The organism is Bradyrhizobium elkanii WSM2783, assembly GCF_000472865.1.
Lineage (GTDB): Bacteria > Pseudomonadota > Alphaproteobacteria > Rhizobiales > Xanthobacteraceae > Bradyrhizobium > Bradyrhizobium elkanii_A.
This window is the reverse complement of sequence record NZ_AXAP01000002.1, coordinates 62,036-87,208: the sequence shown is the minus strand read 5'-3', so window position 1 is coordinate 87,208 and position 25,173 is coordinate 62,036. Positions and strand designations below refer to the sequence as shown.

Sequence of the window (25,173 nt, the reverse complement as noted above, 5' to 3'; positions counted from 1 at the left end):
TCCGCCCCGCTTTGACAACGGTCGTTTCACCTAATTCGTTGCCTGCTCCTTATGCTGCTACTCGGACAATAGCACTGTGTCGGCAGCGCGGGAGATGGCGATGGCCGTTTGCATCTGTAGGGAATCGATGCTTTGCGGTGTCTATGGCCACGCGACGCCAGGTCATTTCCGCTCTGCTACTGATGCCATGTCACCAGGGGCAAGTAGTGGTGCGGCAAACGCATCACGACGAGATCCTTGCGCCGCACGATGTTGGTTGGATATGGCGTATCGAGATTGCTCGTATCGATGGTGGTGACGGCGCCCTCCTCCTGATCGAGGATGGCGGTTTCCTGCCGCGGGAAGACGAAATTGTCCGGACCAAAGACGGCACTCGTCCCCAGGAAGCCGCGCGGGGGATCGAACACGTTTGCGAACGCCAGATAAACGTTGTTCTCGCCACCGCGCGTACGGAAGGCGTGCCAATGATACGGATCGGCGCCTTTCGGGATCGGATAGTTGTGCGGGATGGCAGTCCCTGTATGCGATCCCGTGAAGACGCCCGCGATCGCCGACGGGCAAGCGACGATATCGCATCCGCGCAGCGCCAAGGAGCGGATGGCCTCGGGATAGAGCGCGTCGTGCCCGATGGCGATGCCGACCCGGCCCATGGCAAGATCGAAGACCTTCCATCTGTCGCCCGCTGTCGCCCAGCCTGCATCCGCATTGCCGAGGTGAATCTTGCGATAGCTCCCGACGAGGCCCTCGGGGCCCGCGAGGACGGCCGTATTGTAAATGCAATTGCCATCGCGCTCGGCAAGACCGGCAACGATATACGTCCTCAGCTTCATGGCGAGGCGGGTCAACGCCTTGACGGCGGGCCCCTCCAGTTCCTCGGCGTGCGCTGCCGGATCGGTCAAGCCGGTCAATGACAGTTCGGGAAAGACGACCATGTCGGGCTTGGCAGTCCCGACGAGCTCGCGGGCGCGATGCTCGATGGTCGCCAGATTTGCAGTGACATCGTCGGCTGGCGAAAATTGCACGACCGCCAGCTGCGACAGCTTCCCCTTCGGAATCGGCTGGTAGCCGTAGAGCTTGAAAAAATCCCCCGGATTCCAGGTGAAACTGTTGGTCATCAGTTCGGGGTAGAGCTCCGGGCGCCGTTTCTCAAACACTTTCTCGCCGAGCACCTCGCGTTTGCGTGACCTGCTCAGATCGATTTCTGCATAAGCGATGCCGTCCCCGGCATCGATCGACGCCGCCACGCGGCCGTCCGGCTCGATGATGCAGCTGCCGCCCGAGAACTGCACGGTGCGCTCCAATCCCCAACGGTTCGCCTCGATCACGTAGCAGGAATTCTCGAATGCCCGGTTGATCCAGTAAGGCGCAGGCGTGCGCTCCTGCAGCCAGTTCGAGATGTGGCAGATCACGTCGGCGCCCGCGACCGCCTCGATGCGTGCAGTCTCGAAAAAGTGCAGGTCCATGCAGACCAGCATTCCGATCCGGCCGAGTTCGGTATCGAAGACCTGATGCGCGACGTTACCGTTCGCCGCCCATTTGGGCTCGGCGATATAGGGGTGCGATTTACGATGCCGACCGACGATCCCGTTCGGTCCGATAAGAACGGCCGTATTGTAGTAGAGCTCGGTCGCGGGATCGACCTCAGGCATCCCGAGAACGATGTAGCAGTTGTACTGCTCGCAAATCCGCTGAAAACGATCCGTCGACGGGCCAGGTATGGTCTCGACGAATGGCTTGACCTCATCGCGATCATACCAGCAGTACCCCGTCGTCCCCATCTCGGGGGTGACGATCAGGCGCGCGCCCTCGGCTGCGGCCTCGGTGCAGAGCTTGATCAGACGCGCGAGATTGCGCTCCTTCTCGTACATGGTCGGCTCGAATTGAACCGTTGCGGCGCGGTAGCTCGTGGATGTTGTCATTGATGTACTCCGGAAGGCGCCGTCAGACGGCCATGTGCTCGTGAACGAGCGTGTCGGTGAGAGTTGAGATCGGGCCCGACGCAACGATCTGCCCCTTCTCGAGCATCGCGAAACTGTGAGACGCGAAGCGAACGAAGTCGATATTCTGATCGACGAGGACGACGGTCAGCCCCATCTCGCGATTGAGCCGAACGATGATGCGCTCGATCTCCTCGACGATCGACGGCTGGATGCCCTCATTCGGCTCGTCGAGCAGCAACACCTTCGGGTCGGCGGCGAGCGCGCGCGCGATCGCGAGCTGCTGCTGCTGTCCGCCGGACAGCAAGCCGCCTGGCCGATCGAGATTCTCGGTGAGGTAAGGAAACAGCTTTCCGATGAAATCCGGCAAAACGCGCTTGCCATCGCGGCGGGCAAAGCAGCCCATCAGGATGTTTTCCCGGATCGTGAAGTCGGCGATGATCTCGCGCCCCTGCGGCACGTATGCGATCCCGGCGGCAGCCCTCAAATGCGTCGGCTTGGCCGACAGATCCTCGCCATTGAGGACGATGCGCCCGTCGGCGTGATCCGTGAGCGCCATGATCGTTTTCAGGAGCGTCGTCTTGCCGGTCCCGTTCCGGCCCATGACGCTCGTCACCTGCCCTGCCGGAACTGTAAGCGACAAACCGTGAAGGACGTGGCTGCGGCCGTAAAAGCTGTCGATATTGGAGAGCTGGAGCGTCACGACACCCCCTTTGACCCGAGATAGGCTGCGCGGACCTTCGGGTTCGCCTCGATCTCCGAGATCCCGCCCTCGGCCAGGACGCGGCCGAGATGGAGAACCGTGATCCGCTGCGCAATCTCGCGCACGAAGCCCCATCGTGCTCGACCACGAGCATCGTGTGCTGCCCTTTCATGCCGTTGATGATCTCTGCGGTTCTCATGGTTTCCGCTTGCGTCATGCCGGCCGTCGGCTCGTCCAGCAGGATCACTTTGGGGTTCTGAACCATCAGGATTCCGAGCTCGAGCCATTGGGTCTGCCCATGGCTGAGATCGGCCGCGGCCGTATTGATCTGGTCACGGAGCCCGATCAGCTCGATCGCACGATCGACCTTCTCGCGCGCGGTCGCCGGATGGCCGAAGCCGAGATTTGCGATCACTGCGGTCCGCCGGCAGCTCGCGACCTGCAGGTTCTGCTTCACGGTCAGGTCGCGAAACACGCTCGGGATCTGAAACTTGCGGCCCACGCCTGCACGGGCGATCAGATGTTCGGGCCAGTTTGTGATCTCGGTGTCATAGATCCAGACGCGTCCATCCGTGCTTGGTGTCTTTCCGCTCACCAGATCCATCAAGGTGGTCTTCCCGGCACCGTTCGCACCGAGCAGAACGCGAAGCTCTCCGTCATCGACGGTGAGCGAGACGTTGTCGACCGCCTTGAAGCCGCCGAAGTTCACGCCGAGCCCGTCGATCGTGATCGCGACCGCCGACATTCTCAAGCCTCCTTGGTTTCCGTGACGGCCGCGCCGGACATCGGAACATGAGCAACACGCCGCTTGTCACGCCCGACCGAAGCAAATCGCCCGATCAGGTCATGCAAGAGCCCACCGAGGCCCCGAGGAAGGAACAGGACGGTCAGCACGAAAACCAGTCCTATGATCGCTTTCCAGGCTCCGACCAGCGCCTCCGTTTCGCTGATGCCGGCCTCCATCATGTTGATCAGAATCGCTCCAACGCACGCGCCCAGGATGGAAGCGCGGCCGCCGACGGCCGCCCAGACCACCATCGTCACGGAGAAGGCAAGATCCATGAAGGTCGGCGAGGCAAACTGCGCGACGATCACATAGAGCATGCCCGCCACGCCCGAGATCGCCGCCGCCACGCAAAAGAAGAACGTCTGGTAAAGCGAGACGTCGAAACCGAGATAGCGAACGCGCCGCTGGTCGTCCCGCGCCGCCTGCAACACCAGACCGGCTCGGGTCTCGACGATCAGGCGCGTCCACACAAGGGTCAATGTAAGGATACTTGCGACCAGCCAGTACGTGCCCTTGCTGTAGGGATCGAACTCGAAGCCGAATATCTCAAGCGAGGCGAGGTCCGTCAGCCCGTTGAATCCACCCGTGACCGGCTGCGCATCGACCAGCACGAGGCGAACGAGCAGCACCAGGGCCAGCGTGATGATCGAGACAAAAGGCCCTTCGATCCGCTTGCGAAATACAATGATGCCCAGCAAAGCCGCCACGATCACCGGCAGCGCAATTCCCATGACGAGACCGAAGCTCTGGTGCTGGAACGGCAGCCAGAGAAATGATGCCTTGTTGATGCAACACAGGTCGGTCGGCGCACCCGGCTCGGCATTCCAGAGCATGAAGTCCGGCACCGGCTTGTCCGCACCCTGTTGCAGGCTAGTTGGGCTCGCCAGTTTCAGCGACATGGCGAGCATGTAGGCGCCGAGCCCGAAGAAAAGCCCCTGCCCGAGATTGAGGATACCCGCGTAGCCCCAGGACAGCGCGATCGCGATGCCGAGCATGCCATAGACGAGAAACTTGGCGATCCGGTTCAGCCCAAATTCGTCGACGAACAGCGGCACCGCAAAGATTGCGACAATGAACAGCGCGTAAGCGCAAAGTGTCAGCCTGCGATCGAGAGTCATGGAGCTCAGCGACGTTTGAACGAGAACAGCCCTTCGGGCTTCAAGACGATGACGAGAATCACGGCCGCGAAGATCACGGCGCGCGCCAGGATGTCGTTGGTCGCGACTGCGACGAGCGCATTGGTTTCTCCCAGAAGTCCGGATGCCATGATGGTACCGATCAGGCTACCGAGGCCGCCGGTGACTACAACCATGAAGCCGTCGACCACCATGCTCGAACCGAGATCAGGCGAGACCCCCTTGAAGCCTGACATCATGACGCCGGCAACACCGGCTAGTCCCGAGCCATAAGCGAAGGTGAGCGCATTGACCTTCCTGACGTCGATACCGCAAGCGGCCGCCATTTTCGGGTTGCGAATGATCGCGCGGACCTTCATTCCGAGCGACGTCCGGTACATGATGAACCAGGTCAGCGCGGTGAGCACCACGGTCACGAGCACGATGAAGCCACGGTAGGCATTGAGTTCGAGGCCGGCGATGTTGACCACCCCCTGAAGTTCTGGAGGCACGGCGACATTCTGCAGGCCACTTCCCAAGCCAGCGATGTGGATCCCCAGGAACGTCAAGCCGAACTCGAGCCGGATCGCCTGCTGAATCAGCATGGAGACTCCCCACGTCGCGAGCAGGGTGTCGAGAAGCCGCCCGTAGAGACGGCTCACCACCAGACGTTCGATGATCCAGCCAAGGGCTGCAGCGGCGAGAAAGGCCAGTGGTAAGGCCACATAGAAGCTGGTCTTCAGCCATATCCCCGAGAGCACCGCCACGTAGGCCCCTGCCATCACGATCTCGCCATGCGCCATGTTGATGACGCCCATGGCACCGTAGGTGATCGCAAGGCCGAGCGCGACCAGCAGCAGAATCGAGCTCAAGCTAAGGCCGATGAAAAAAACGTCGATCATGAAGCGTACCGCAAATCCTGCGCTTGTCGGTGTCATAGCCCGTGAGGCGAAGATCGTCTCACGGGCTGAGTGATGAGCTCAGATCTTCAACTTCGCCGTATCGAGGCCTTTCGAGGTGCAGAAGAGATTGGATTCGGTTTCGCCATAGGCGAAATACGGAAGCGGCTTGATCGGGTGCGGATATGCATCGACAACCTTGCTCTGGCCGTCCGCCTGCCACTGACCGATGCGCGGCGTCAGCCAGCAATGCAGATTATCGGCGTCGATCGTCACCTTACCGCCGGGCGCCTCGTAGCTCTGACCTGCGATGCCGGTCCGGATCCCCTCTGCGCCGAGATCCTTGCTCTTCTCCACCGCCTGCTTCCACAGGAAGACCTGGAAGTAGGCGGCCTCCAGCGAATGATAAGTGACCTGCTTAGGATCGTTGACGAATTTACGGAAGCGCTCGATGAAGCTCTTGTTGCCGGGCATGTCGAGCGACATGAAATATGGGAACGAGGTATAGCTACCAGCCGCGTAATCCGCGCCCATGGCGGCGATCTCGATTTCCGACGTCACAGTTGCGCAAATCGGGATGTCGGCCTGCGAGATGCCCTGGTTCTTGAACTCTCGATAGAATGCGATGATGGAGTCACCGACGACATTGGACAAGACGACATCAGCGGCCGACTCCTTGATCTTCTTCACCATGACCGCCCACTCGGAATGGCCGAGCTCGAGATACTCGTCGGCCACCCATTGGGCGCCAGCGGCCTCGATCAGCTTCTTGGAAACTTTCGCCATCTCGCGTGGGTAAATGTAGTTCGAACCAACGATGAAGAACTTCTTCTTTCCGAGAGTCTTCACGATCCAGGGAATATAGTTCCCGAGCTGATGGTTCGGCACGGCGCCGGAGTAAATCACGTTGCGCGAGCACTCGAACCCTTCGTAGTGGGTTTGATAGAACAGCATCGCACCGCGCTTCTCGAAAATCGGCAGTACAGCCTTGCGGCTCGCGGAGGTGTGGCAGCCAAAGACGGTCATGATCTTGTCCTTGACGATCAGCTTGGAGGCCTTCTCCGAGAATGTCTTCGGATCGGACGCCCCATCCTCAACGACGACCTCGACGGGACGGCCCAGGACGCCGCCCGTGGCATTGATTTCGGCGACGGCCATCGACACGCCATTGGCGAGCAGCTTCTCCGCCACTGCCAGATTTCCCGTCTGCGAGTAGAGCGCGCCGACCTTGATCGGCTCGGCCGCAAAAGCACGGCCCACAATGTGTGGTGCGGCGAGGCTGGCGGAACCCAGCGCGGCTGCTTTCAGAAGGTGACGACGACTTACGTTCATAGAACTTCCCCTGTTTCCAAAAGTCGATGAAAGCGGAAAAACATCCATCTCCCTTCGTCCGGCGCCGGCAAATTCAAGCCAACACCTGCCGAGCTCAAGGCGAGCGCCATCGGTCGAACAACATGTCGACTTGACGATCATCCCGAAATGAATGGGCTGACGGCCTTGTCAGCAGGCAACAAAAAACCCGCACTCTCCTCTGTTCAGAGGATTGAGCGGGCTCCATCGCCGCAGTGTCGCGTGTGCTACACGCCACACACCTAGAACATGGCCTCAACGGTTGAGGGGATGCGCCAGGAACATCTGTTTCAGATGTCGGAAAATACAAGCATCGTTTTTTATCTAACGCAAGAGGATTTCGGAATTGATGACTGAATTTGCAATCTCGTCGATCGGAAGACGCTGCGCCATCGCCTCTTGGCGCAGCTTTGCATAGGCGTCCTGCTCGTTCAAATTGTTCGCCGCCATCAGGATCGCCTTTGCGCGCGCAATTTTCTGATCGCCCAGAACCTTCCTCTTGTACTTGCGCGCCTCTTTCAAGAGACGTTGCCGTTGCAGCCAGAGATTGCGGGCGATCGCGAGATTCGTGAGCACGCCAAACGGCTTGATCGGACGCTCGATCACCGACAATGCGCCGCTCTCGAGCACCATCTGCAGCATCGACGGATTCTCATAGCTCACAATGGCAAGTATGGTCGGCGGCGGATTCGGCATCGACTTCAGCAGTTGCCCGATCTCCTCGCGAGCCTCGTCTTCCATCGAGAGAAAGACCACGTCGCATTCCTTGGGCACGGACGAAGGTACCGGCCACAGCAGGTTCGCCATGCAACCGATACGGCGCAGATGCTCGACAAGCCGTTCGCCGTCGGCATCGAATGGGTGGATCACGGCAACGTCGAGGTCGCGAAGATCCTTGAGAAGAGCGACGGACATGGATTTGGCCTCGCTCAGTAGGACAATGCCCATGCACTTCCCGGTTCATGCTTGAAGCGGACCTCCAGCATGAAGGGGTCGGGTGGCACCCTCACTCCGGCATCATGCACGACGCGGTAATTTCCAGTGGCATCAACGCGCGCTACGCGCGGCCACAGATGCGTGTGGTTGGTGTTGGCATCGACCTGGACCGGTCCCTGCGGCGCGTCATACTCCACTTCCCAGAGCGACCGCAGCAGCTCTTCGAGATGGTCGCTGCGGCTCCGCTCCAGTGCTGCCGCGAAGAGGTGAACCGAGAAGTAAGCCGCTTCGGCGGGCGCCGTCATCGGCCAGTCCTTCCCTACCCGCTTATGGTAGGCATCAACGAACGCGCGGGCGGCCGGCGTATCGATGGTCTGAAAGAATGGCGCGGCTGTGACATGGCCTTCAGCAACATCGGGCCGCATCAGAACGACATCAGCTTCGCTGGTCGATTGACTGGCGATCGGAAGCTGGCGGCCGTCAAACCCGGCGTCTTTGAAGGCAGTATAGAATGGCACGATGCCTGCGCCGACAATCGTAGAGTAAATAACATCGGGCTTCATCGTGCGGACCCTGTCGAGGATCTTTGCAATGTGGCTATCGGTCAAGCTGAGCGGCACATACATTTCGTCGACAGCATGACCACCGGCCCCCGCGAAGAGATCCGCAATGATCCTGTTCGACTCATAGGGATAGACATAGTTAGATCCCACCAGAAACACGCGGCCTCCGTAGTTCTTCGTGAGATAGTCGACCAGCTGAACTGAGTTCTGATTTGGAGCTGCACCGGTAAAGATGCAGTGGCGCGAATACTCGAAGCCCTCGTAGAGCGTCGGATAGAACATCAACGCGCCTCGCGCCTCGACGACCGGCAACATCGCCTTGCGGGTACTCGACATATGCCCGCCGAAGATCACGCGCACACGGTCCTCATCTAGGAGCTTCACCGTCAGCTCGCGATATCGAGATGGCGTGGAGGCCGGATCGTAGGCTACGGGCTCAATGGGACGTCCGCATACGCCGCCAGCCGCGTTGATTTCTTCGATCGCGAGAAGCGTAGCCGCCCGCTGCGTGCGCTCGATCGCTCCGGTCACTCCGGTCTCGGAAAACAAGATACCGACGCGCCAAGTCTCTGAATCCATCAGCGTTCACCCAAAAAAAAATGGTCCCCGCCCCTTCTACAGAGGCCGAGAACCACACTGTTCGCGTTCAGGGCGACCTCGACCATGCGAGCCGCATACCAAGTATGTCAGAGGCCGGGACTCGTTGCAATGCAGCAATCGTAAAACTTCGGCCATAAACGAACGCGAGTTTCCGCGCGAAATGCGGGGGCCGTCCAATTCAACGCAAGAAGGACCTGCGATCTGCGCGGACCGCTGCCGCAACCGCCTCGAGCACCACGCGGACACGGCGAAGTTGACGGGTATCGTCGTGGACAGACATCCAGTAGCTGCGCGTAGCCTGGAGCTTGTCTCCGAGCAGAAGCTTCAACCCCGGTCGCTCGCGTGCAATATAACGCGGCAGAACGCCGATCGCCGCGCCGCTGACCACCGCGTCGACCTGCGCGATCACGCTGCTGGTGCGGATCGTCGGAACGACTTCCACACCGTCACCCAAGTCAAGGAAGTTCAACTGCTGGGTGAAGAGAAGCTCGGGGATGTACCCGACGAAGACGTGTTTCCTGAGATCCTGCAGCGACCTCGGACGACCCATCCGCTGGAAGTAGATATCCGAACCATAGAGATCGAGCGTGTAGTCAGTCAGCTTCTGCGCCGTGACCCGCCCCGTCACCGGCCGGTCGACCGTGATCGAAATACCGACCTCGCGCGCCGCCAACGAATAGGTCCGCGGCAAGGCGACCAGTTCGATTTCGAGCTCGGGATGCGCGGCGGACAGCAGGAAGAGCTTCCTGCCGAGATATCCGGCCTCAAGGCCTTCCGGGGCACCTCGTCAATAATATTCGACCATTTTACAAGTAAATTACTCATAAAATGTTATGTCACATGCGTCCGTGCCGTTTGGCGGCTACGACAGGGCCAGCGCGGCATTGCGGCGCCGCCAAAAGCCGACCGCGGAAGCGGGCTCACTTTTCGAGGTTGATCTCTTCGCCGACGTTCAGCGACGAGGCGTTGCGCGCTGCCTGCTCATAGATACCTGAAATCGTGCGAAGGACGCTGGCAAGGCGATCGAGATCGTTCGCGGAGATCATCGCGACCGCATCGAGCAGGAAATTGGAGCGGACGATCGAATATCTCTTGTAGAGATTTCGTCCGGCAGAAGTCAGCTGGAACAGAGTTTCCTTGCCGGAACGCTGGCTTTCGACCAGGTGTGCGGCCGCCAGCTTCTTGAGCGCATACTGTACGGTGTAGGTGTCCTCGATCTTCAGCGCGAAGGAAATATCTGCCGCCCTAACCTTCTGATCTTTCGAGTTCAAGAACCCGATGACGAGAAGATCGAGCGACGAAAAAGCGGCCTGCTCCGACCGCCGTGCCGCACCGAACAGTCCATTGCGAGAATGCGTTGTGCACGACGACCAGAGCAAGCTCGAACTGAGTCATGGATCTTGCTCTCGGGTCGATCGGCGCCTCACCGGCGAGCTTGCCTGAAGTTGCATTCCTGTCGGATCCCTGCTTCGCCCGAGCCACCACGGCACCTCCCGTCGCATCCATGCGTTGTCTGTATAGCGGCTCTTCCGGAGTCGGCAAACAGCGCGAAGAAGGGAGGCCGGGTTTTGCCCTCTCCACCCTATGCGGAGATGGGCTCTCCGATGACCGGGATGCTCCTCGGGGCAAAGCCTTGGGTCAGCAGACGAGGACCGCTGCCGGTCACCACGAACAGATCCTCGAGGTGGTAGGTCTCACCGGCGGAGTCGGTGATCAACGGCTCGATATTGATCACCATCCCTTCCTCGAGCTTCCGCTTTTCACCGGGCCTGATCATCGGGGTCTCGTGCAGCTCGACACCCAGGCTGTGCCCGATGTGAGGCATGGTGAAATTCAGCTTGCCTTCTCGAAGCTCTGCTTGCAGAAGTAGAAGGGCTCTTCGGCCGGCATGCTTGGCCGCACCATGTTGATGGTGGCTGTCTCGATCTCCCACAGCGCTGCGTAGGCCTCCCGTTGCTGGGCCGTCGGCTCGCCCGTGGAGTATGTCCGCGCCAGATCGCTGCACCAAGCGCCATAAGTGCCGGCAACGTAGTCAGCTCCGGCGGCCGGCCACGTAGTTCGACACCGTCGCAGGAAACAGTGCATTGAGGAGAAAGAGTAGCTTGAAGAAGCCCGGTTGCAGGATCGCTCTTTGCCGACGCTCGATGCCACGAACAATGGCGTCGGCGACCTGCTCCTGTGTGAGCGCCTTCATCGCGCCGGCACTGCTGGGGACGTGCTCCCGGCTGCCGGGATTGTTCTTCCAATAGGCTGTCTCGACGGTTCCGAATGTTGCCAGCATGACGGAAATCCCCGAGCCTTGAATATCGGCTCGTAACGCGTTTGTGAATCCTTCCATTGCTGCCCGTGCTGCCGTGTAGGCCACTGCACCGGGCCAGGAGAGCCGCGACGCCACTGATGTAATGTTCACGATCTGACCGGAGCGCCGCTTCAGCATCCACGGCAGCAATTCCCTCGTCAGGTTGAACGCCGCGAGATATGGCAAGGCCATCATGGCGGCGGCCTCATCTGCCGACGTCTCGAGCAGCGGCAGCCAGCGACCGGCTCCGGCGTTATTGATCAGGATGTCGGGGCTACCATGCTCTGCGACGATGCGGGCGGCCGCTGCCGCAAGGGCCTTGGCGTCGCCAAGGTCCACGGGATAGGCGTTCGCTATGCCACCTTGGCGTTTGATGTCGGCAGCGACCTCACCTAGCCGGTTTGCGTCGCGAGCTAGGAGGATCACATGGCTGCCCTTTGACGCAAGGAGTCTCGCTGTCGCTTCGCCTATCCCGCTCGACGAGCCCGAGACAACGGATACAGATCCCGAGATCTTCATAGTTGGCACGACGTATCCCTTCTTCGCGACGCTTCGTGTATTGGAGAGGCGCTACGGCGTCCCAAAAGGGCGAGATCATAAGGCCAGATGCTCAAGGTGGGGCGGAACCGATGGTCCAGGCCGACGACAGTAAGCTTGGCGGGCGGCAAGACGCTCACCGTGGAAGCTTCGCAAGCACGGCGGTGCTGGCCTGCACGGCCGCGCGCCGGTGGTAGAAAGCTAACGCGCGCGGGCCGCCGAGTTCCTCACCGCCACCGGCGCGGCCTGGGCCGCCGTGCAGCGATTGCGGCATGGCGTTGCCGTGGCCGGTGTGAAGCTGCGCAACATCAGGGGATACCACATGCAAGCGGCCGTGACTGCCAGCCAAGCCAAGGGCGGCTGTCGCCAGCATATCTGTATTGTTGCCATACAGCGAGGCGGCGAGCGAACCCTGGCCGCGGCGCGCCAGCGCCAGTGCGTGCTCAAGCGTGCGGTAAGGCAGCAACGTGGCCACTGGGCCAAAGACTTCGGTGTCATGCACGGTAGTAGTGCCGTCGGCATCCCTCGTACCGAGTAGCACGGGGCCGATGCAGGCCGCGACCGCAGGATCGACATCGATGAGCGAGGCCTTGCGACCGTCGTGCAGCACGGTGGTCGCAGCGGACAGCTTCGCCAGTCCCTCGTTGACGTTGACCAACTGCGCGCGGCCCACAAGCGAGCCCATACGAACGCTGTCGTTGCGCGGGTTGCCGACCGTGATCGTTGCGAGCTTGGCGGCAATGCCTTCCGCCGCCGCGCTGTACAGCGATTCGGGCACGAAGATGCGCCGGATCGCCGTGCACTTCTGGCCCGATTTCGCCGTCATCTCGTTCACGACCTCGCGCACGAGAAGGCCGAAAGCCTCGCTGTCCGACGTCTCCCCAGGTAGCAGCAAAGCAGAGTTCACGCTGTCGGCTTCAATATTCGTGCGCACCGAATGCGCGGCAACCGCGGGGTGCGAGCGGATCGTCGCCGCAGTGTCGGCCGAGCCGGTGAACGAAAGCACGTCGAAGGGTCGCAGCGCATCCTGTAACCCCGCCGAACTGCCGCAGATGATCGACAAGGCCCCTGCGGGCAACACACCGGCATCGATTACGTCCTTGACCATGCGCTGCGTGAGCCAAGCGGTGACGGTGGCCGGCTTCACGACGACCGGCACACCGGAGAGCAAAGCCGGCCCGGCCTTTTCCCAGAGGCCCCAGGACGGAAAATTGAAGGCATTGATGAACAGCGCGAGCCCTTCGGCCGGCACTTGGACATGCTGCGACTGGAAGAGGGGGTTCATGCCGAGATGCGCGGGCTCGCCGTCCCGCAGGAAATGTGCGTCGCCAAGGGTCTTGCCAAGTTCGGCATACATGCCAAGGGTGATGATCGCCCCTTCGATGTCGATGCCTGAATCGTTCATCACTGTGCCGCTATTGGCCGTGGCAATGGCGTAGTAAGCTTCTTTGTTGGCCTGAAGTACCTGGACGATAGCACCGAGCAATGCACCGCGTTCGCGATAGCTCAGTGCGCGTAGTGCGTCGCCACCCCGTTCGCGAGCGAAGGCGAATCCGGCCGCCAGATCCAGCCCGCCGGCATCGGCACGCACGAGTTCATCGCCTAGTACCGGGTCAAAGAGCGCGATCCCGTTGCCGCTTCCGGTCTGCCAGCGGCCTTGGAGATAGTTCGGAAGCAGTTCGCTCATGCTTTTCGCTCACGTTTTGATTAAGGAATACGCCCGCCGGAGGGGGCGTCCGTCGCGCAGTCGGAATTAGATCGACGACTAGCAGGATGGGTCGTTCCGGGTATTTCAAGAACTTGCGAATCTCAGTCCCGCTGCTGCACTTCGGGCGCTGAATTCTCGTGAGAAAACAGGAACAATCGACCGCATGAGTTTCGGCCTGCGATCGGCATACTCAAAGAGCTTTCGGAGCTCTGCGCGGGTTGCCGACCGATAGAGAGGCGCGTGAAACACAGGGATCGATGCTATGAAGAACGCTCTTGAACTACTCCAATCCTATCTGGACAACATTAGAAATCCGGCTGCAGCGGCGGCGCTCTATGCCGAAGACGGCATACTTGAACTGCCATGGGTGAAAGCGCACGCCCAGGGACCCGAGGCGATCGAGCGTCTCATCGCTGGCGTTCTTGCCAAGATCCCTGACTTTGGCTTCGGGACTCTCGAAATCTGGATCGATACGCCCGACAAAGTCTTCGCCGAGACCAGGTGGAAGCGCTCGTGACCGACACCGGCAAGACCTACCGGCAGACCTATGCGGGCCTGCTCATAGCCGAGCCCGGGAGGATCAAACTCCTGCGCGAAGCTCTCGACACCGCCGAGGCCGCTCGCGCTTTCAGCAAGGGTTGAGCGCAGTGGCCGGTCTGGCGACGCGCGCGCACAAGAAAAGGACGGCGAGGCCAAGGATCGGCGTCGGGAGCCGACGCTTCGAAGGAATTCAGCGGTTCGGACGTAAGAGGATCGGAGCACTGGAGCGCGCGCACCATGAGTACCGCTACCGACACATAGCCATCTAGCGCTCGGAATATAGGGCGCTGGGTGAGGTAGTTGATCGCGCTTCAGAATCCTGCTCGTGTTCACGCCAGACTGCGGCGGTATTCGCCCGGCGTCGCGCCAAGATCGCGCTGAAAGACCGTCGTGAAATGCGCCTGGCTGGAGAAGCCGCAGGCTGCGGCTATGTTCGCGAGGCTGTTTCCGCCACGATTGAGCATCTCCTGCGCGCGGCGAATACGCCGTGAAAGCACATAAGCGTGGGGACTCATGCCGACCGTCTCTTTGAAGCGGCGGGCGAAATGATAGACGCTCATGGCCGCCACGCTCGCTAGCGACGCCAGATTGAGATCCTGATCGATATTGGCCTCGATATAGTCGATCACATGCGCGACGCCACGGGCGGGAATCTTTCCTATTGATGAGCGCGCGTGCCTCTTGGCATAGCTTGAGAAGCGCCGCACCAAGATGTCGGAAAGGATGAGCGCCCAGCTGTCGAGGATGAGATTTGTCGGCTCGATCGAAGAAAGGCCGGCTTGAACCGCGCTGATCGCGCCGCACAGGCGTTTATCCCTGGTCCCCATCGGGATCCACAAATGCTCGGGCGCAAATCCGCGATCAAAAAGGCTCTCGCTGACGTCTTTGAGGAGTGTGAATGGCACGAAAATGTGCGCAAAGCTCACCACTCCTTCGAGCCGCCAACGAGTGTTCTCGAACGGCTGCATTGACACCGATCCTTTTTCGCCAGGGCTCGACTCGGCGTTGCGCCAGACTCGGGCACCGCCGAGATGCACCATGACGCTGCCGTAGTCAGGATCGCCGCTGACTTGGGAGTCTTCGAGATCGGTTCTCCAAAATGATGCCTTCAAGGAAGACTTTGCCCCGATGCCGATACTTCGGATCGGCGTCATCCGAAATCTTTCGACGTTCTCCCGATGGTTGCTCGGCGTGGCGTCTGTCGCCGCCGCGTCGCAGAATGCGAGACCCCGCATCGCCGCGGCATCATTGTCGTCACGATCGGGCGATGCGTGGTTCGACATGTGCTGGCCATCTCCATCGTGCAGGCTAGCGCACTGCTAGAAAATGCGAATCCAAAAGTTGGTCTTTGTTTTGAACACTATTGCGAAGATTAGCCGTAATTGGGAGGAAAATGCCAGCTAAGCGTCATGGCGAGCGATCTCCAGATCGTTCTTTGGAAGCGTCTGGCAGGCCAATACCCAACCGGCGGTGATCTCCTCGGCGGAGAACAAAGCCTGGTCGTCCGTCATGAACGTGCCCGAGAGCACACGTACGCGGCATGTGCCGCATGCGCCTTCGCCGCATGACTGCTTGAACGGAACATGAGCGGCGTTGGCGGCGGCGAGGATTGTCTGTCCGGGCGGGCAAGTGAATACAGCGCCCCCGCGCACACCAATCTTGAATTCGTGGATACCCGCCTCTCTTGCGGCGAGGGCGATCGTCCGCGCGTTTTCCCCCCGCGTCTTCTTGTTCTGGCTCGAAACGAAGACCTCGGTATGGATAGCGTCGCGCGGGACGTTAAGACTCGTTAGTGTAGCGATCATCACGTGCATCATTGGCGCCGGCCCACACAGATGCACGCGGGCGACGCTTCCGACATACGGCCGCAGCGTGTCGAGATCGATCTGGCCGCGCGGACTTTGCGAAGCGGAGTCCAGCGCTGTGACGAAGATCGACACTTCGAGACCGGGCAAACGCTTGCGGAAGGCCTCAATCTCGTCCCGAAACAAGATCTCGGCCTCGGAGCGAAACGAAGCCAATAGCGTGATCGGGCCGGAATACGCCGCTTCCGCCGCGGCGGCGAGGACGCTCATGATCGGCGTCATGCCGACACCGCCAGCGATGAGCAGAAGGCGTCCCGCGCCGATATCGCGCGCCATGTCGATGGTGAATTCACCGAACGGCGCGCTGAGCCGCAATGCCTCTCCTTCCTTCATCTCGTCGTGTAGGAATGTCGAGCCGAGCCCATGCTCTTCCCGCTTGACCGAAATCTCGATGAAGCGTCGTTCGTCAGGCCCGCTCGATATCGAATAGGCACGCTCGATCGTCTCACCCGGGACGGGCAAATCCAGCTTGACGTACTGGCCGGCCTTGAAGTCGAAGGGTAAGTCGCCGCCGCCCAACGGATCAAAACGTATTCGCTTGACCGATGGCGTCAGGGCTTCGAGTTTCGAAACTCGCATAAAACCCCGCCAGGGCGCGGCTGCATTGAGTCCTGCTTTGCGCTGGCGTATGGCCGCCCACATCCTCGCCGTCTGCGACCGGCTCAAGGCTGCATTGGCCGACACGACGCCACCCCACAGTGCCGCCTCGATGCCGGGGCCAAAGGCATCTTGCCCGGACAGATAGAGCCCCTTGATGTCCGTCCGGCACCTGGCAATAGGCGAGCGCAAGCGCTCGGCGCTGGTTGCAAGACCATAAAAGGCGCCGTGGACGCTGTTTTGATAGGTCATGAACGAAAGGGGTGTCGCAAGTTCCGAGAATGCAACGCACGCTTTGAAACCGGGCCATCGCGCATCCAGGCGATCGAGCAACCGCTCGGTCACGTCCGCCTTGAGCTTGGCGTAACTTTCCGGCCGGGCGCCTTCCTCTGTCCCGAACCACTCACGGAATACGTCTGCATCGACGAACTGCATCACCTCGGCGGTGTGCGCGCGGGCAGCTGGATTATTGAGCGAACAGAACGACGTATATAGAATGCCGTCACCGAGTGGCCGGACGGCTCCCACATCATCGTCGAGGTCAGGCATGAACCAATGGTTTTCGCCGCGCAGACCGAGCGCGGCGGGCGATCGGTCGAGGCCAATAAACAGGAGGACCGTTGCAATCTCCTTGGGTAGCTTCTCCAGCTCCCTTTCCCAGGGTTTGGCGGATACGGCGTCGAGAAGTGCGCGCGTGTTTCGTGCGCCGGCCGCCGAAACAATGCAAGGAGCGGTCACCGCGTATTGTCTACTGGTTGCGCGGTCTTCGACCTCGACACCGACGGCGCGGCCGTTTTCGACGATGATCCTGTGGACGCGCTGGCGCGCGCGCAAGACAACGCCGCGGCGCTCAAGGGCTTCAATGATCGCCCGGCTGAGCTCTTTCGGGCCGCCGACGGGATGTGTGGCGCCATCCTTGTAGGACTGAATGGCAACGAGCGCGTGGCAACCGAAAGCGCTTGTCGCCGGCGGCGGTCCAAACAATCCCCAACGCGCGGTCACGATGGCCCTGAGTGCCGGATCGCGGAAATGGTTCGCGACGACATCCCTGATCGAGCGATAAGTGTCCGGATAGAGCCGCTCTATGACGGGAAGCGAAAGCGCCCGGATAATCGGGGAAAATGACGACACGATGTTGCGCGCCGTAAGCCCGCGCGAGGCCTTGCGTACTCTGGCGAAGAAGCGGTCAACGGCGCCGGCTTCGTCCGGAAATTGGGCTTTGAGGCGCTCACGAAACTTGGCCTCCGACGCGGGGATTGCGAAATCGAAGCCCGGGAAATGAAGAATGTCGTAGTCGTCGGGCAGGGGATGATATTGCGCGCGCCCGTCCGTCAGATAGTTCAACACCGGGCCGGGGTCAGCGGTCAGATAGTGTACGCCGGTTCCGAAATGATACCGGCCCTCTCTGGTGAACTCATGCGTCATGCCGCCGAGCGTGTAGTGCTGCTCGAGGACGAGGACTCTTTTCTGGCCGAACTCGGCGAACATACGGGCGGCCGACATCCCCCCGATGCCGGAGCCGATTACGACAACGTCGAAATGTTCATCTGATTTCAATGGTCATCTCGAGCCTCGTTGCGCCTGAGAACCCCGTAGCATGTTCGCCCTTCAATTGGACGACCTGAAGGTGCGCAGATCGAACAAAAAGCAAGAATCTGTAAAACGGCGACGCTGCGAGCGACGCCGGTGCATGCTACAGGGGCGCGCGACAATTCCAGTCGAGTGTAAACCCGAGATGATCAAGCTGACAGTTCTGCGTCCGGCTCAACGCCACCTATTTCACGACCTACGCGACCTCCAAGCTGCTGCTGGTCACCGCGGCCGCGAGCCAAGAGAGATTCGCAAGTCCTTGAAAGACTCTGGATGGTGCTGCGCGCTAATGGGAGCTTGAACGTATCCGGAGAAGGCTTCGTGAACGTGATAGACGCAGAGAAATGTATGGACGGCCATCTCGCCTGCCTTCACGAGGATCATTATCTTGCGAAATGTCACGCGCTTAACCGCGAGATATTTTGACGATCTTGGCATTCAATGTCCGAGCACCTAAAGCGAAGGAGCCGCCGCTCTGGTGGCCGATGTTCAGCCTGCCGAACGACCAGGTCAAATTCCCGATCAAAGTCGAGGGATTTGCGCTGGTGCCCACCGATGACTTCCGCTTCGAGGCCATCAAGAAGAAGCAGCCCCGCCTGGGTAACTTCCTAGAGCGGTTCAAGACCGAATTCGGCGACGCCGGCGAGCCGAGCACCATCGTCTGGCGCAAGGACAAGCCCGACCCCAACCGCTCCGGAGCGGACAGACTGACTTGTGACTGTTGCCCGCCAGTTTTCTCTCGTCGATTGTATCTCACGTGGCCTCGTTTCGCACAAAGCTCGACCGGGCAAGAGTTGATTGTGCGGCCAGCAACGTCAATGCGAACATCCGAGGGCGCTTGCGCACGACAGCGCACGTCAGCGGCGATTGAATATTTCCGGACACCAAGGGCGACGCGGAAATTTTTCGCGGATGCGCCAGCCACAGTGAGGCATCGCGCCGAGGCTAGTCTGCTAATGGCGGCAGCAAATTCCGCAAGCGTTCGCCCCCGTTCACCAGCGTCTTATTCAACCATTATTCAACGAACGCGGCTGACGGCTAGCTAAGTGCCTGAGTTTGCTGGCGCTCCCTAGGGGAATCGAACCCCTGTTTCAGCCTTGAGAGGGTAAAGTCGATCCGCTTGAGGTCCTGCGATGAAGACCGTGCGGAGGTCAGCCCGGCTCGTCTGCATGAGCAGGCGTCACTGCACCAGACATCAAAGAGGCGCCACAACTCAGCGCACGACTAAATGCCTCGCGTGCACGCATAAAGGAACTCAAGCTTCGGCTTCAACTGGATAAGGTCCCACCCGAACTGGTGGTCAACGAGGACAATGGTGAGCCTTACGACGAGAGTACCTATCGCCATTGGGTGTCGACCGCCCGAGCCGTCGCAATCTTCGGCTTTCTTGCGTGCGACAACGCGCGCCAGGCAATTGTCCGCGCAGAGCGACTGAACGCCGAACTGATTAGGAACGTCGACAAGCTGTTTGCCCCCTTTCCTCTCGTGAGGAGAATAAGGCGCAGCGCGCTCGAGCGGTCGATCAGCGCAAGCGCGCATTAGGGCCTGTTTACAGTCAGGGATTCTCAAACCGGTAGAAAATTGATTCAAGGTTGAAAACGGAGATCAGCCTTGATTCGATTGAAGTTGAGCGACGCTCAGTGGGAGCGGATCGCGCCGGAACTGTCGGGCAAAGCCGGAGACCCTGGCAGCAGCGGGCGCGACAACCGGCTCTTTATCGAAGCGGTTCTTTGGATTGCGCGCACGGGCTCGCCGTGGCGCGATCTGCCGGAAGCGTTCGGCAAGTGGTTCACCGTCTATACGCACTTCTGGCGCTGGGCGCAGAAGGGAGTCTGGGAACGGGTTTTCAAAGCGCTCTGCGAGGATCCTGATTTCGAATATGTCCTCATCGATGGCACGCTCGTCCGGGTCCACCAGCATGGCACCGGCGCAAAAGGGGGACTCAAAATCAGGCCATAGGCCGCTCGCGTGGCGGCCTGACCACCAAAATCGTGGCCTTGGTCGACGCCCTCGGCAATCTCATTCGCTTCGTGCTGTTGCCAGGCCAGCGTCACGATAGCATCGGCGTCGAACCTTTGATCACTGGTCTCGATTTTGCGGCCCTGTTCGGCGACAAGGCTTTCGACAACAACTGGCTGCGCGCCAGCCTCAATGAACGCGGCGCCGCAGCGGTCATCCCGTCCAAAGCCGACCGCGCCGGGCGCATCCCCTATGATGCCGAAATGTACAAATGGCGCCATTTGGTCGAGAACTTCTTCTGTTCCCTCAAGGCATTCCGGCGCATCGCAACTCGCTACGAAAAGACCGATGCCAGCTTTGCCGGCCTTCTCAATCTCGTCGCCACCTTCCTCGCAAGCCGCTAATTGTAAACAGGCCCTAGCGGAATGGCTGGATGCGCAGACCGCCCGCGACACCCGCGCCCGCAATGCGGCTCGCGCCGATTCCGGTATCGACAGGCTTGAATTGCAGGCGCGGAAGGAAGGCATGAAGAGCTGAACGCAGACCGGTAGTTCTCATTTGGCTGCGCGTTTCAGCGGTGGATGGGCTTCGGCCCTAATTATCCGACTCGTCGCACGGCGTGCGACGTACGACCACAAAAAGCGTCGCACGAGACCCGGTTTGTTCTGTCGGGGAATTTAAAAAAGCCCTTGCGGGCCAATCTCTTAATGGTGGTGGGCGCACCAGGGCTCGAACCTGGGACCCGCTGATTAAGAGTCAGCTGCTCTACCAACTGAGCTATGCGCCCGGAACGGGTCCGGAAGACCTCGTTGCGAGGGCCGTCGTTTAGCAAAGCGCCCCCGCGATGTCCAGCAAGCTGGATGAGGTTTTCCCGTGCTTTGGCAAGGCGCCCGGGAACATGAAAAACCGCCGGATTCCGGCGGTTTTTCCGATGGTTAGGTCACCAACCGGCGGGGTCAGAGCCGGCCGGAGCCGTCGCGGTCACCCCGATCGTCGCGGTCAAAGCCGCGGTCGAAGCGGTGGCGGCGCCAGCCTTCACCCCCAAAGCGGCGGTCCATGTGGGTCAGGAGGGTGAGCCGGCGCTTCTGATTGTCGTCCAGCGTCTTGTAGAGCGGATCGGCGGCGTCGGCGATCTTCTTCAGCGCGGCGGCGCTGGCTGCCATGTTGTCGGCGCGCTCGCGGAGCCGGGCAACCAGATCCGGCTTCTGCTGCGCATCCGCGTTCTTCTCCGCCTCCATCCGCGCATTGGCCCGGTCGACCCGAAGCTTGGCGAAATCGCGCACCGCGGCCTCGACCGGCGGCCACAGCTTCTCCTGGTCGGCGGTGAGCTTCAGCCCGGCATGAACCGCGGCGATCCGTGCATCGAGGAAGGCCGCGCGGTCCTCCGGGTTCATCCGCATTTGGCCATGCATCCACGGACGATGCTGGGCGTAGGCGACGGTGGAGCCGGCGATGGCGAGCGCCGCGGCGCCGGCGAGCAGAACTTTCTTCATGCGAACCTCCTTTGAAGGTTGCCTGAAGATGAGACCGCCCTGCCCGCCCCGCAACTTACAGTTTGGACAGGGAGCGTTCCCTTACCAAGATGTAATCCGCCATCGTTAAGCGTTCACAACATGCCGAGCGCACGCGGCAGCCACAGCGAGATCTCGGGGACGTAGGTGACGATGCCGAGGAAGATCAGCATGGTCAAAAGCCATGGCCACACCGCGATCGTCAGTTCCGTGATGCCCATCTTGGCGATGCCGGACGCGACATAGAGGTTGAGGCCGACAGGCGGATGGCACATGCCGACCTCCATGTTGACTACCATCAGGATGCCCAAATGCACCGGATGGATGCCGAGCTTGACCGCCACCGGAAACAGGATCGGCGCCATGATCAGCACGATCGAGGACGCCTCCATTACATTGCCGGCGAGCAGCAGCAGCAGGTTGACCACCAGCAGGAACATGATCCAGTCGACGCCTGCCCCGGTGATCCACGCCGCGATCTGCTGCGGGATGTTCTCGTTCGCCATCAGGAAGGAGAACAGAACGGCATTGGTGATGATGTAGAGGATCATCGCGCTCATGTTAGCCGAGCCGAGCAGCACCCTGGGCACGTCCTTCAGCGACATATCGCGATAGACGAAGACCGCGATGACGAAGGCGTACACCGCGCTGACGGCGGCGGCCTCCGTCGGCGTGAACATGCCGGCGTAGATGCCGCCGAGCACGATCACGATCAGCAGCAATCCCCAGACGCAGCGACGGAACGCGGTGAACCGCTCCGCCCAGCTTGCGCGCGGCAGCCGCGGATAGTCGTTGCGCCAGGCGCGATAGAATGTCGTCATCCCCAATAGCGCGGCGAGCATCAAGCCGGGGATCACACCGGCGATGAACATCTGCCCGACGGACGCAGAGGAGACGCGATGGCCGGCCGGATCGAGCGCGATGCTGCCGCCGGTCGCCACGCAATAGATCACCATCACGATCGACGGCGGAATCAGGATGCCGAGCGCGCCGGAAGTCGTGATCACGCCCGCGCCGAAGCGCTTCGGAAATCCATGGCTCACCATCGCCGGCATCATGATCGAGCCGATCGCGATCACGGTCGCCGGTGACGAGCCCGACACCGCCGCAAACAGCGCGCAGGCCATGACGCCGGCGAGCCCCAGCCCGCCATACCAATGTCCGACCATCGCGGTCGCAAAAGCGATCATGCGGCGAGCGACGCCGCCATGGGTCAGGAAATTGCCAGCCAGAATGAAGAACGGGATCGCCATGATCTCGAAATTGTCGATGCCGGTGAACAGTTTCAGCGCCACCGATTCCGTCGGCACGTTGGTCATGGTGAAGATGAAGGTGAGCACGGTCAGACCGAGCGCGATCGAGATCGGCATGCCTGTCAGCATCAGGACAATCAGCAGGCCGAAGATGAAGAGGCTCGTCATCGCGTCACCTCGCCGGCACCGATCGCGGGCGCATCGACCTCGACGCCCTCGACGCGGGCATGATCGTGATGCGGAAGTTCACCGGTGCGGAAGTAAGCCCAGGCAACCTGCAGGAAGCGGAAGCACATCAAATAGGAACCGAGCGGAATGCAGAGATAGACGAACCAACTCGGTATCTCGAGATCAGGCGAGACCTGGTCGGTCTGCATCAGGCCGTAGACGAACTTTGCGCCCATGGTGCCGATCACGGCGGTGAAGAAGGCGCCGCAGAGCAGACCGAACAGCACCACGATGTTGCGCCACGGCGATCTGAGCTGGTTGACGACGACGTCGACGCCGACATGGATGCCGGTGCGCACGCCATAGGCCGCGCCGAACTTCGCCATCCACACGAACATGTAGATGCATAATTCCTGCGCCCAGGACAGGTTGATCGGGAACAGGATCGGGTAAAGCAAGGGAATGCCGATCAGATAGCGATGGCACACCGCCACGAAGATGATGAGAGTCGCGGCCGCCATCAGCGTCGCGATCAATATCTCCTCCAGCCGGTCGAGGATGCGAAGCAGTATCAATATTCCCCCGTCTACAGTGAATTCGTCATGGTGGGCCAAGGCGCGAAAGGCGTCTTCGCGCAGGCCGCCCGGGCATCCACAAAGACGTGGATGGCCGGGTCAAGCCCGGCCATGACGGAAGAGTACGCCCCAATCAACACGTCTCAGTTCGTCGCCCCCTTGGTCTCCTTGACGAATTCGTCGATCAGGCCCTGGCCGACGCGTTTGGCGACGTCCTTGTAGACCGGCTCCATCGTCTTGCGCATCGCCGCATCCTGCTCCGGCGTCAGCGCGATGATCTCGCTCTTGCCGGTCTTCTTGATCTCGGCGAGCGCGTCGTCGTTCTCCTTCTGCGACTGGCCGTTGCCGTAGGCGGTGGCCTCCTTCATCGCCTTCTCGCAACTAGCGCGGATATCGGGCGGCAAGCCTTCCCAGAACTTCTTGTTCACGACCACGATGTAGCCGATATAGCCGTGATTGGTGGTGGTGATGTACTTCTGCACCTCGTGCATTTTCTGGGTGTAGATGTTCGACCAGGTATTCTCCTGGCCGTCGACCACGCCGGTCTGCAGTGCCTGGTAGACCTCGGAGAACGCCATCACCTGGGGGATCGCGCCGAGGCTTCGGAACTGCGCCTCCAGCACCTTGGACGACTGGATTCGGAACTTCAGGCCCTTGTAGTCCGCCGGCTCGATCAGCTTCTTGTTGGCGCTCATCTGCTTGAAGCCGTTGTCCCAGTAAGCGAGACCGATCATGCCCTTCGGCTCGAGCAATTTCAGAAGTTTCGCGCCAAGCGGACCGTCGGTGACTTTGCGCAGCGTGGCGAGGTCGGGAAGGATGTAGGGCAGATCGAACACCTCGAACTCCTTGACCCCGATCGGGCCGAACTTGGAGTTCGACGGCGCCAGCATCTGGACCGCGCCGAGTTGCAGGGCCTCGAGTTCTTCCTTGTCTTTGTAAAGCTGCGAGTTCGGGTAGACCTCAACCTTCACCTTGCCAGTGGTGTATTTCTCGGCGAGTTCCTTGAACTTCTCGGCCGCCTGCCCCTTCGGCGTGTTGGTTGCAACGACGTGACTGAACTTGATGACGATCGGATCGTCCGCCGCCGCCGGCCCGGCAAAAGCAATCGCCACGACCGATGCCGCAGCCAACATCCACTTACGCATGTTTCCTCCCGCCTTATTGCGGGGCGCGCCAATCACCCGCCCCAAGTTCTTGTATGCCACCAATACAGAGAAGCCGGCCAAATTGCCATTGCCCGTTAGCAGGGGCCCGATGATGGGCGCATGCTGCGCCGCAAAAATGCGACGTTCTGTCCGGCATGCCCTCATTGGCCATCGTGCTGTCGCGTCTTGCCCACCGTCGTCCGTCGAAAGACGGCCGTAGGATGGGTAGAGCGCAGCGAAACCCATCGCGATGAAGCAAGCCTCACGAATGATGGGTTTCGCTTCGCTCTACCCATCATACTGTCGTCCCCGCGAAGGCGGGGACCCATAACCACAGGGAGTTGTTGTGGCGGGAGCAAGTGGTTGTAGCGGAGCACACCACAAAGGCCTGTGGTTATGGGTCCCGGCTCAAGGCCGGGACGACGTGGGGAGAGGTTCGGATTCAAATGTCAAATAGCGTGAGGATGCGAGTTCGCATTCTCGCGGCATGTATTGCCCGAGCTTTGCGTCTCGTTTCACCCTCTCGAAGAACAGAG

Annotated in this window: 20 protein-coding genes, 1 tRNA gene and 3 pseudogenes; 4 read left to right on the top strand and 20 right to left on the bottom strand. The window is 60.6% G+C overall.

What is annotated here, in order from left to right:
- Positions 1-176 precede the first annotated feature (176 nt).
- From YY7_RS0102480 to YY7_RS0102415, 13 genes and pseudogenes are all read right to left on the bottom strand, one after another.
- Entirely contained in the window at positions 177-1,919 is a 1,743-nt protein-coding gene (locus tag YY7_RS0102480) for a nitrilase-related carbon-nitrogen hydrolase (protein WP_028161844.1), read from the bottom strand.
- A gap of 22 nt (positions 1,920-1,941) precedes the next feature.
- Complete coding sequence (urtE, locus tag YY7_RS0102475) at positions 1,942-2,640, bottom strand: urea ABC transporter ATP-binding subunit UrtE (RefSeq protein WP_028161843.1); 699 nt, start codon at positions 2,638-2,640, stop codon at positions 1,942-1,944.
- Positions 2,637-3,385: pseudogene (urtD, locus tag YY7_RS50415) on the bottom strand (urea ABC transporter ATP-binding protein UrtD). The gene urtE and the pseudogene urtD overlap by 4 nt, the downstream one beginning before the upstream one ends.
- Positions 3,386-3,387: 2 nt before the next feature.
- Positions 3,388-4,545, bottom strand: a complete 1,158-nt coding sequence (gene urtC / locus YY7_RS0102460; RefSeq protein WP_028161841.1) for an urea ABC transporter permease subunit UrtC — start codon at positions 4,543-4,545, stop codon at positions 3,388-3,390.
- Positions 4,546-4,550: 5 nt separating this feature from the next.
- Complete coding sequence (urtB, locus tag YY7_RS0102455) at positions 4,551-5,444, bottom strand: urea ABC transporter permease subunit UrtB (protein WP_028161840.1); 894 nt, start codon at positions 5,442-5,444, stop codon at positions 4,551-4,553.
- Positions 5,445-5,522: 78 nt separating this feature from the next.
- The gene (locus YY7_RS0102450; protein ID WP_028161839.1) at positions 5,523-6,773 is read right to left on the bottom strand and encodes a transporter substrate-binding domain-containing protein; all 1,251 of its coding nucleotides are present in this window, start codon (positions 6,771-6,773) and stop codon (positions 5,523-5,525) included.
- A 342-nt stretch (positions 6,774-7,115) separates the two neighbouring features.
- The gene (locus YY7_RS0102445; RefSeq protein WP_028161838.1) at positions 7,116-7,706 is read right to left on the bottom strand and encodes an ANTAR domain-containing response regulator; all 591 of its coding nucleotides are present in this window, start codon (positions 7,704-7,706) and stop codon (positions 7,116-7,118) included.
- A 14-nt stretch (positions 7,707-7,720) separates the two neighbouring features.
- Positions 7,721-8,872, bottom strand: a complete 1,152-nt coding sequence (locus YY7_RS50410) for a transporter substrate-binding domain-containing protein (RefSeq protein WP_080663543.1) — start codon at positions 8,870-8,872, stop codon at positions 7,721-7,723.
- Between the two features lie 196 nt (positions 8,873-9,068).
- Positions 9,069-9,662 (bottom strand): annotated as a pseudogene (locus YY7_RS50405) (LysR substrate-binding domain-containing protein); the annotation flags it as partial.
- A gap of 148 nt (positions 9,663-9,810) precedes the next feature.
- Complete coding sequence (locus YY7_RS50400; protein ID WP_051396457.1) at positions 9,811-10,269, bottom strand: winged helix DNA-binding protein; 459 nt, start codon at positions 10,267-10,269, stop codon at positions 9,811-9,813.
- A 203-nt stretch (positions 10,270-10,472) separates the two neighbouring features.
- A pseudogene (locus tag YY7_RS62920) lies at positions 10,473-10,975 on the bottom strand (M24 family metallopeptidase).
- Positions 10,923-11,708 carry an SDR family NAD(P)-dependent oxidoreductase gene (locus YY7_RS50395; RefSeq protein ID WP_035688982.1) on the bottom strand — a complete coding sequence of 262 codons (786 nt, stop codon included), beginning with the start codon at positions 11,706-11,708 and terminating at the stop codon, positions 10,923-10,925. Before YY7_RS50395 ends, YY7_RS62920 begins: the two are co-directional and overlap by 53 nt.
- A gap of 154 nt (positions 11,709-11,862) precedes the next feature.
- Positions 11,863-13,413, bottom strand: coding sequence for a 3,4-dehydroadipyl-CoA semialdehyde dehydrogenase (locus YY7_RS0102415; protein WP_028161836.1), 1,551 nt, complete (start codon positions 13,411-13,413; stop codon positions 11,863-11,865).
- Positions 13,414-13,696: 283 nt separating this feature from the next.
- Between YY7_RS0102415 and YY7_RS50390 the strand changes: the two genes are divergently transcribed.
- Both YY7_RS50390 and YY7_RS64320 read left to right on the top strand, forming a co-directional pair.
- A complete protein-coding gene (locus YY7_RS50390) occupies positions 13,697-13,951 on the top strand; it encodes a nuclear transport factor 2 family protein (protein WP_210164677.1) in 255 nt (84 codons plus the stop codon).
- Positions 13,948-14,076 (top strand): hypothetical protein, encoded by a 129-nt coding sequence (locus tag YY7_RS64320; protein WP_283806981.1) that lies wholly within the window; start codon positions 13,948-13,950, stop codon positions 14,074-14,076. The genes YY7_RS50390 and YY7_RS64320 overlap by 4 nt, the downstream gene beginning before the upstream one ends.
- A gap of 227 nt (positions 14,077-14,303) precedes the next feature.
- On the opposite strand, the gene YY7_RS56345 is transcribed toward YY7_RS64320, so the two are convergent.
- Together YY7_RS56345 and YY7_RS0102400 are read right to left on the bottom strand one after the other, a co-directional pair.
- Positions 14,304-15,128, bottom strand: a complete 825-nt coding sequence (locus YY7_RS56345) for a helix-turn-helix domain-containing protein (protein WP_196237208.1) — start codon at positions 15,126-15,128, stop codon at positions 14,304-14,306.
- Positions 15,129-15,374: 246 nt separating this feature from the next.
- Positions 15,375-17,924: a 2Fe-2S iron-sulfur cluster-binding protein gene (locus YY7_RS0102400; protein WP_349642648.1), complete on the bottom strand. Its 2,550-nt coding sequence runs from the start codon at positions 17,922-17,924 to the stop codon at positions 15,375-15,377.
- Between the two features lie 524 nt (positions 17,925-18,448).
- On the opposite strand from YY7_RS0102400, the gene YY7_RS0102390 reads away from it, so the two are divergent.
- The gene (locus YY7_RS0102390) at positions 18,449-19,072 is read left to right on the top strand and encodes a hypothetical protein (RefSeq protein ID WP_028161833.1); all 624 of its coding nucleotides are present in this window, start codon (positions 18,449-18,451) and stop codon (positions 19,070-19,072) included.
- A gap of 565 nt (positions 19,073-19,637) precedes the next feature.
- Positions 19,638-20,389 (top strand): IS5 family transposase gene (locus YY7_RS57715; RefSeq protein WP_155255002.1). Its coding sequence is split into 2 segments (ribosomal slippage): positions 19,638-19,968 and positions 19,968-20,389, totalling 753 coding nucleotides; the frame shifts between segments, so codons are not numbered across the junction.
- A 307-nt stretch (positions 20,390-20,696) separates the two neighbouring features.
- On the opposite strand, the gene YY7_RS0102360 is transcribed toward YY7_RS57715, so the two are convergent.
- The 5 genes from YY7_RS0102360 to YY7_RS0102335 all read right to left on the bottom strand — a co-directional run bounded on the left by YY7_RS0102360 (position 20,697) and on the right by YY7_RS0102335 (position 24,637).
- Positions 20,697-20,772, bottom strand: a tRNA-Lys gene (locus tag YY7_RS0102360).
- A 169-nt stretch (positions 20,773-20,941) separates the two neighbouring features.
- Positions 20,942-21,478 carry a Spy/CpxP family protein refolding chaperone gene (locus YY7_RS0102355; RefSeq protein WP_035688979.1) on the bottom strand — a complete coding sequence of 179 codons (537 nt, stop codon included), beginning with the start codon at positions 21,476-21,478 and terminating at the stop codon, positions 20,942-20,944.
- Positions 21,479-21,591: 113 nt separating this feature from the next.
- Entirely contained in the window at positions 21,592-22,917 is a 1,326-nt protein-coding gene (locus YY7_RS0102350; RefSeq protein WP_028161828.1) for a TRAP transporter large permease, read from the bottom strand.
- Positions 22,914-23,489, bottom strand: coding sequence for a TRAP transporter small permease (locus tag YY7_RS50380; protein WP_035689066.1), 576 nt, complete (start codon positions 23,487-23,489; stop codon positions 22,914-22,916). The genes YY7_RS0102350 and YY7_RS50380 overlap by 4 nt, the downstream gene beginning before the upstream one ends.
- A 146-nt stretch (positions 23,490-23,635) precedes the next feature.
- Positions 23,636-24,637 (bottom strand): TRAP transporter substrate-binding protein, encoded by a 1,002-nt coding sequence (locus YY7_RS0102335; protein WP_028161827.1) that lies wholly within the window; start codon positions 24,635-24,637, stop codon positions 23,636-23,638.
- Positions 24,638-25,173 lie beyond the last annotated feature (536 nt).